This window comes from Streptomyces milbemycinicus (assembly GCF_002154605.1).
Lineage (GTDB): Bacteria > Actinomycetota > Actinomycetes > Streptomycetales > Streptomycetaceae > Streptomyces > Streptomyces milbemycinicus.
This window is the reverse complement of record NZ_MUNE01000624.1, coordinates 1-6,442: the sequence shown is the minus strand read 5'-3', so window position 1 is coordinate 6,442 and position 6,442 is coordinate 1. Positions and strand designations below refer to the sequence as shown.

Here is a 6,442-nt window from a genome sequence, read left to right as displayed (position 1 = left end):
GGGGTCGCGATCCGTACCCGGCTCAAGGGCCTGACCGCCGGGGATGAGACGGTGCTGCGCCTGGTCGGTGATCTGCTCGGCTCGCTCGCCTCCCGTGATCTCAAGGCGCGGTGCGCGGCCAGGCTGAAGCATGACAGTGAGCAGTGGGCCGAGCGCAAGCGCAGACTCACGCAGGAGTCCTCGTCCCGCTGGGCCGGGGCGATCACGAAGGCCACCCACGATCAGTGGGCGCTCGCCCGGCGCGGCCAGCTCGCGCACATCCAGAGCCTGGAAGCCGGGATCGAGACGATCACCCATCGGCTGTCCGTGCCGGTGGGTGAGAGGGGCACCAAGCGGGTGCCGGGCGGCTACCGCAGCACGCGGGAGTGGCACGCGAAGAGACGCCGTTTGTGTGTGCTCGAAGAACGGCTTCAGACGGTGCGGGCGGACCGTGAGGCCGGGGTCGTGCGCGTGGTGCGCGGCGGGAAGCGGCTGCTGAACTCCCGGCACCATCTGGAGCAGGCGCAGCTCACCGAGGAGCAGTGGCGCGCGCGGTGGCAGGCCGGGCGCCGGTTTCTCGCCGCGGACGGTGAGTCCGGCAAAAGGTTCGGCAACGAGACCATCCGCGTCACCCCCGGCGGCGAGGTCTCCATCAAGCTCCCCGCGCCGCTGGCGCACCTGGCGAACGCGCCGCACGGCCGATACGTGCTGGCGGCGAGGGTGTCGTTCGCGCACCGGGGTGAACAGTGGGCCGACCGCGTGGCAGCGAACCGGGCCGTGGCCTACCGCATCCACGAAGACACAACCCGCAGGCGCTGGTATCTGACCGCGTCCTGGACGGTTCCCCCGGTCCAGATCGTCCCCCTGGCATCTGCCCGCGCCGGTGGCCTGATCGGCTTCGACACCAACGCCGACCATCTGGCCGCCTGGCGCCTCGACGAGCACGGCAACCCCACCGGCGATCCCCGACGCTTCTTCTACGACCTGTCCGGCACCGCCCAGCACCGCGACGCGCAGGTGAGGCACGTCCTGATCCGCCTGCTGCACTGGGCCGAGCGCCACGGGCTGTCGATCGCACTCGAAGACCTCGACTTCACCGCCGAGACCACCCGCGAGAAGCACGGCCGCCGCAAACGGTTCCGCAATCTCATCTCCGGGATGCCCGTCAGCAAGCTGCGGGCCCGGCTGCTGTCGATGGCGGCCGAACTCGGCATCACCATCGTCGCCGTCGACCCGGCCTACACCAGCAAGTGGGGCGCCCAGCACTGGCAAAAGCCCCTCACGACCAAGACCAGGAAGACTACTCGCCACGACGCTGCCGCCGTGGCGATCGGCAGGCGCGCCCTGGGGCACCCGATCCGGCGACGGACGGCACCGCCCCGCACCCACCAGAGCGATGGGTGCGGGCATCGGACCGTCCAGGCCCGACGGGACACCCCAGCGCGCGAGGGAAACCGCCCCTGCATTCCCGGACCACGGACACGATCCGTGCGTGCCGGACGCGGAGCGAACGCGGTGGACCAGAACGCCCAACACCGTTCGGGGCGTTCGGCTGAGCATGAGCCCTGGCAACAGGACTCACTCCCGCTCAGTCTTTAGAAACGGTGGAAACGGGACACAGGAGGTGGGCATATGCCGTTCCAGTCGCGTGAACTTCAGCCGGATCGATCCGCTCGCGATCTGCTCGGCTTCGAGATCCGTCGCCACCGGGAGAAGGCGGGTATGTCGCTGAGGCAGCTCGCGGAGGTGCTGAATTACAGCAAGTCGAATCTCGCGCGGATCGAAGCGGCGGAGTCGCTGCCGTATGACGGCCTGGCGTCGGCCCTGGACGCGTGCTTCGGCATGGATGGGCTCTTCGCCCGGCTGTACGAGCTGGCCCGGAAGGAGCCGTTCCCCGGTAAGTACCGCCGCGTGATCGAGATCGAGAGCCGGGCGTTGGCCATCGAGTCGTACGTGAGCGCCACTGTGCACGGCCTGCTTCAGACCCCGGAGTTCGCGGAGCGGTGGCTGAGGTGCGGGCATCCGGACGCTCCGGATGGGGAGATCGCGTCGCTGGTGAAGGCGAGGCTCGATCGGCAGAAGCGGTTGAGCGTGTCCAGGCCGCCGCGCTGCTGGTTCATCCTCGACGAGACGGTGCTGCGGCGCCGAGTCGGGAGCCCCGAGGTGATGCGCCACCAGATGGAGAGGCTGCTTGAGCGCGCGGCACAGCCGAACATTACCGTCCAGATTCTGCCGTTCGCCGCAGGTGGTGAGCATCCTGATCTGGGCGGTTCGCTGACGCTCTTCACTCCGCCGGACCACTCACAGGTGGCCTACGTGGAGGGCAGCCGGTTCGGGACCATCATCGAGGGCCGGGACGAGGTGGTGAAGCGCCAACAGTCCTACGATCTGTTCAGGGCTATGGCCCTCTCGCCTTACGACTCCGAGGCGATGATCCGAGCGGCGATGGAGGACTGGAAGGCATGGCGACCACCCCTGACCTGAGCACCGCTGTGTGGCGCAAGAGCAGCTACAGCAATGCTGACGGCGGCGAATGCGTCGAGGTGGCCGACGGCCACCCCGGCATAGTTCCCATACGTGACTCCAAGCACCCCCACGGCCCCGTCCTGATCTTCCCCGCCCCCGCGTGGTCCGTCTTCGTGGCGGAGCTCAAAGGCGACGGCATCCCCACGCGCTGACCCTGGAAACGACCAAGGGCCGCCCCTTTGGCAGGGCGGCCCTTGGTGTTTTGTGCTTTACGTCCGTCAGACGTTGACGCCGAAGTCCTTGGCGATGCCCGCCAGGCCCGCGGCGTAGCCCTGGCCGACCGCGCGGAACTTCCACTCCGCGCCGTTGCGGTACAGCTCGCCGAAGACCATGGCGGTCTCGGTGGCCGCGTCCTCGCTGAGGTCGTAGCGGGCGATCTCGGCGCCGCCGGCCTGGTTGATGATGCGGATGAACGCGTTCCGCACCTGGCCGAAGTTCTGGCTGCGGGACTCCGCGTCGTAGATGGAGACCGGGAAGACGATCTTCTCGACGTCGGCGGGCAGGGCCGCGAGGTTGACGTTGATCTGCTCGTCGTCGCCCTCGCCCTGGCCGGTGACGTTGTCACCGGTGTGGACGATGGACTGGTCCGGGGTCGACTTGTTGTTGAAGAAGATGAAGTGCTGGTCCGAGTAGACCTTGCCGCTCGGGTTCACGGCGATGGCGCTCGCGTCGAGGTCGAAGTCGGTACCGGTGGTGGTGCGGACGTCCCAGCCGAGGCCGACCGTGACGGCGGTCAGGCCCGGTGCCTCCTTGGTGAGCGAGACGTTGCCGCCCTTGGACAGGCTTACAGCCATGGGGAGTCCCTTTCGTGGTGGTCGAGTCCTCAGGGCTTCGTACTCCGGACGAAGCTACCGTCACCCTCCACAACGCGGTCGGCCGCCCACCGGTTCCAGGTTCCTTTACCTTCTTTGCCAATCCTTAGCGCCGGATGGTTCGACCTCGCCCCGGAGCGAACAAAAGCAGGTGACGGGCCCGCGGCGGCGCGGGATCATGGGGGGCATGTCCGGGCCCTATGTCATCCGTGGCTCGGTCTCCCTGCCGGAGGCCGAGCTCATGTGGCGTTTCTCGAGGTCGTCCGGGCCGGGTGGGCAGCACGTCAACACCAGTGACAGCCAGGTCGAGCTGCGCTTCGACCTGGCCGCGACCGAGGCGCTGCCGCCGGTGTGGAAGCAGCGCGCGCTGGAGCGGCTGGCGGGGCGGCTGGTCGGTGGGGTGCTGACCGTACGGGCGTCCGAGCACCGCTCGCAGTGGCGCAACCGCGAGACGGCGGCGGTCCGGCTCGCGTCGCTGCTGGCCGAGGCGACCGCGCCGCCGCCCAAGCCGCGCCGTCCGACCCGTATCCCACGCGGTATCAACGAGCGGCGGCTGCGGGAGAAGAAGCAGCGCGGCGACACCAAGCGTGGGCGGTCCGGGCGGGACTGGGGCTAGCGGCCCGGGGGCTACGGGAGGGCGGAGCGGACCGCGTCCGGGGTGCGGGCCACCACGGCCGTGCCGTCGTCGGCCGTGATGATCGGCCGCTGGATCAGGATCGGATGGGCGGCCAGAGCCTCGATCCACCGGGTGCGGGCGGACTCCTCGCGCGGCCAGTCCGTAAGGCCCAGTTCGGCCGCGACGGATTCGCCGGTGCGGGTGATGTCCCAGGGCTCCAGGCCGAGGCGGCGCAGTACGTCCTCGATCTCCTGGGCGGTCGGCGGCGCTTCCAGATAGCGGCGCACGGTGTACTGGGCGCCCTCGGCGTCCAGCAGGGTCAGCGCGGAGCGGCACTTGGAGCAGGCCGGGTTGATCCAGATTTCCATGGCTCGGACGCTATCCGGGCAGGAGGCGCCGTCCCCAGGCGGGAGGGCGTCACCCCAGCGTGTGGTAGCGGCTCCGGAAGTACATCAGCGGGCCGCCGTCCGCGCTCGGGGTTCCCGCCGACAGCACTCGGCCCACCACCAGGGTGTGGTCGCCCGCCGTCACCCGCTGTTCGGTGCGGCTCTCGACGACCGCGAGCGCTCCGCCGACGAGGGGTGCGCCCGTGGCCTCGCCGCGTCTGAAGGGGATGTCCTCGAACAGCAGTCTGTCGCTGATGCGGCCCTTCATGGCGAATCGCCCCGCTATGTGACGCTGGCTTTCCGACAGGACCGACACCGCCCAGAGGGGCTGTCGGGCCAGTAGGTCGTCCATCCGCGAGCCGTTGCGAACGCTCACCATCACGAGCGGCGGGTCAAGTGACACCGACATAAACGAGGTGGCCGTCATGCCGACGTCCTCGCCGCGCGGCCCCTCGTCCGGGTCGTGGGCGGTCACCAATACCACGCCCGCGGAGAGTCGGGACAGGGCGGCGCGGAACTCGTCCTCACTCACCCCACCAGCATGGGGGATGACGGGCTGCGCGGCGGCAGAGCTCGATGGGTGCGGCACGTAATGAACGCTAACGCGGGCCGGGTGGGCCCCGCATCGGGCCCCGGGACCAGGTCGGTCCTAGGTCGCGGGCCGTATTCGCCGTACGCCGGGGGCGGCAGTGCGCGGCCTTCGGATGAGTGGCCGAACGGTGTTTCGGGATTTGCATTCACAAAAATCAGGAGCGCTCCCACGCCTGTCTCCAAGGCTTGAACACTGTCTGTGACATGACTCACACCAGCCGGTAATTGTTGACCCTGTGTACCGAGTGGGCAGCTCGCTGTGATTCAGTGGCCATGGCAATCGGACGACAAGTCGGACGAGTAGAAGGACGACAACAAGCCAGGAGTTGCTGTCGAGGTCTCGGGGGAGTAGCGAGCGATGGAGACCGAGTCGGAGCCGTACATCCGCCTTGCGACCCTGCGGCTGTTGCACCAGGTGGTCGCCGATCTGAACACCGCCCGCAGCTTCGCCGACACCGTGCAGACCGTCGCCGACGGGGTGATCGCCGGGCTCGGCTACGAATTCTCGGCCGTCAATCTGGTCCGCCCGGACGGCGATCTGGTGGTCGCGGCCGTCGGGGGTGACCCCGGGGCCGAGGCCCTGATGGCCGGACGGGTCGGCTCGCGTGACGCCTGGGAGCGCCGGCTGTCCATGGGTGACCGCTGGGGCGCTCTGCACTTCGTCCCGTACAGCGAGGGGTGGGTGCTCGATGACGACGACGTTCCGCAGTGGCACACCCCCGGGCCCGCGCCCAGCTTTCCCGACGGGTGGCATCCGATGGACCGCCTGTTCGCGCCGATGTACTCGGGGGGCGGCTCGGGTGGCGAGCTGATCGGCGTCATATCCGTCGACCGGCCGAGGAACGGCCGCCGCCCCGGCGCTTGGGGGCGCGAGGCCCTGCAGATGTACGCCTTTCACGCCGCGACCGCGATCGGCAACGCCCGTCTGCGCGCCAATATGCAGCGCGCGCTGCTGCGCCTGGAGCGCGAACAGCAGGCCCTGCGCGCCAGCGAGGAGAGCTTCCGGCAGGCCTTCGAGTACGCCCCGAGCGGCATGGCCATCGCCGAGATGGGCGGCGATCAGCACGGGCGGCTGCTGCGCGCCAATGACGCGCTGTGCCGGCTGCTGGGCCGCCCGGCGTCCGCCCTGCGCCGCTCCTCCTTCTCCGACCTCGTGCACCGCGAGGACATCGGCACCCTGCTGCGCACCTCAGCCGAGGGCGGCCGCTCCGAGCTGCGGCTGGCCCGCCGGGACGGCAGCTATGTCTGGGTGAGCCTGCGGAACTCCGTGGTCGCCGACGCGGCCGACGGCCCGCGCTTTCTGCTCACCCACGTCGAGGACATCGAGGAGCGCAAACAGAACGAGCTGCAACTGGCCCACCGCGCCAGCCACGACTCGCTGACCGGCCTGCCCAACAGCGCCGAGCTGCGCACCCGCCTCGGCAGCAGGCTGTGCGACAACCCGCGGCGCCCCGGGGCATCCGGGCAGGGCGCGTCCGGGCACGGCGCGTCCGGGCGCGGGGAGTCCGGGTTCGGGGAGTCCGGGTTCGGGG

General features: G+C 69.7%; 8 protein-coding genes. 5 read left to right on the top strand and 3 right to left on the bottom strand.

Annotation, left to right across the window (positions count from 1 at the left end):
* From CCN51_RS40915 to CCN51_RS40905, 3 genes are all read left to right on the top strand, one after another.
* The coding region (locus CCN51_RS40915; RefSeq protein WP_107426196.1) for an IS200/IS605 family element transposase accessory protein TnpB at positions 1 to 1,578 on the top strand (1,578 nt) is incomplete at its 5' end.
* Positions 1,579 to 1,611: 33 nt separating this feature from the next.
* Entirely contained in the window at positions 1,612 to 2,463 is an 852-nt protein-coding gene (locus CCN51_RS40910; protein ID WP_014177553.1) for a helix-turn-helix domain-containing protein, read from the top strand.
* Entirely contained in the window at positions 2,442 to 2,657 is a 216-nt protein-coding gene (locus CCN51_RS40905; protein WP_014177552.1) for a DUF397 domain-containing protein, read from the top strand. Before CCN51_RS40910 ends, CCN51_RS40905 begins: the two co-directional genes overlap by 22 nt.
* Before the next feature lie 66 nt (positions 2,658 to 2,723).
* Here the strand turns inward: CCN51_RS40905 and CCN51_RS40900 are convergent, their stop codons facing one another.
* Entirely contained in the window at positions 2,724 to 3,299 is a 576-nt protein-coding gene (locus CCN51_RS40900) for a TerD family protein (RefSeq protein WP_014177551.1), read from the bottom strand.
* A gap of 196 nt (positions 3,300 to 3,495) precedes the next feature.
* On the opposite strand from CCN51_RS40900, the gene arfB reads away from it, so the two are divergent.
* On the top strand, positions 3,496 to 3,933 hold the full coding sequence (arfB, locus tag CCN51_RS40895; protein WP_078610928.1) for an alternative ribosome rescue aminoacyl-tRNA hydrolase ArfB: 438 nt from the start codon (positions 3,496 to 3,498) through the stop codon (positions 3,931 to 3,933).
* A gap of 11 nt (positions 3,934 to 3,944) precedes the next feature.
* Here the strand turns inward: arfB and CCN51_RS40890 are convergent, their stop codons facing one another.
* Positions 3,945 to 4,301 carry an arsenate reductase family protein gene (locus CCN51_RS40890; protein WP_014177549.1) on the bottom strand — a complete coding sequence of 119 codons (357 nt, stop codon included), beginning with the start codon at positions 4,299 to 4,301 and terminating at the stop codon, positions 3,945 to 3,947.
* 49 nt (positions 4,302 to 4,350) lie between these two features.
* Positions 4,351 to 4,851 (bottom strand): flavin reductase family protein, encoded by a 501-nt coding sequence (locus CCN51_RS40885; RefSeq protein ID WP_014177548.1) that lies wholly within the window; start codon positions 4,849 to 4,851, stop codon positions 4,351 to 4,353.
* Positions 4,852 to 5,268: 417 nt separating this feature from the next.
* Here CCN51_RS40885 and cdgB point away from each other — a divergent pair.
* A partial coding sequence (gene cdgB / locus CCN51_RS40880; protein ID WP_245881777.1) for a diguanylate cyclase CdgB occupies positions 5,269 to 6,442 on the top strand: 1,174 nt, incomplete at its 3' end.

Bases quoted from the DNA above. Each gene is read 5' to 3' on its own strand.
- CCN51_RS40890 (WP_014177549.1), bottom strand. From the start codon at position 4,301: ATGGAAATCTGGATCAACCCGGCCTGCTCCAAGTGCCGCTCCGCGCTG.
- CCN51_RS40900 (WP_014177551.1), bottom strand. From the start codon at position 3,299: ATGGCTGTAAGCCTGTCCAAGGGCGGCAACGTCTCGCTCACCAAGGAG.
- CCN51_RS40910 (WP_014177553.1), top strand. From the start codon at position 1,612: ATGCCGTTCCAGTCGCGTGAACTTCAGCCGGATCGATCCGCTCGCGAT.
- CCN51_RS40905 (WP_014177552.1), top strand. From the start codon at position 2,442: ATGGCGACCACCCCTGACCTGAGCACCGCTGTGTGGCGCAAGAGCAGC.
- arfB (WP_078610928.1), top strand. From the start codon at position 3,496: ATGGGGGGCATGTCCGGGCCCTATGTCATCCGTGGCTCGGTCTCCCTG.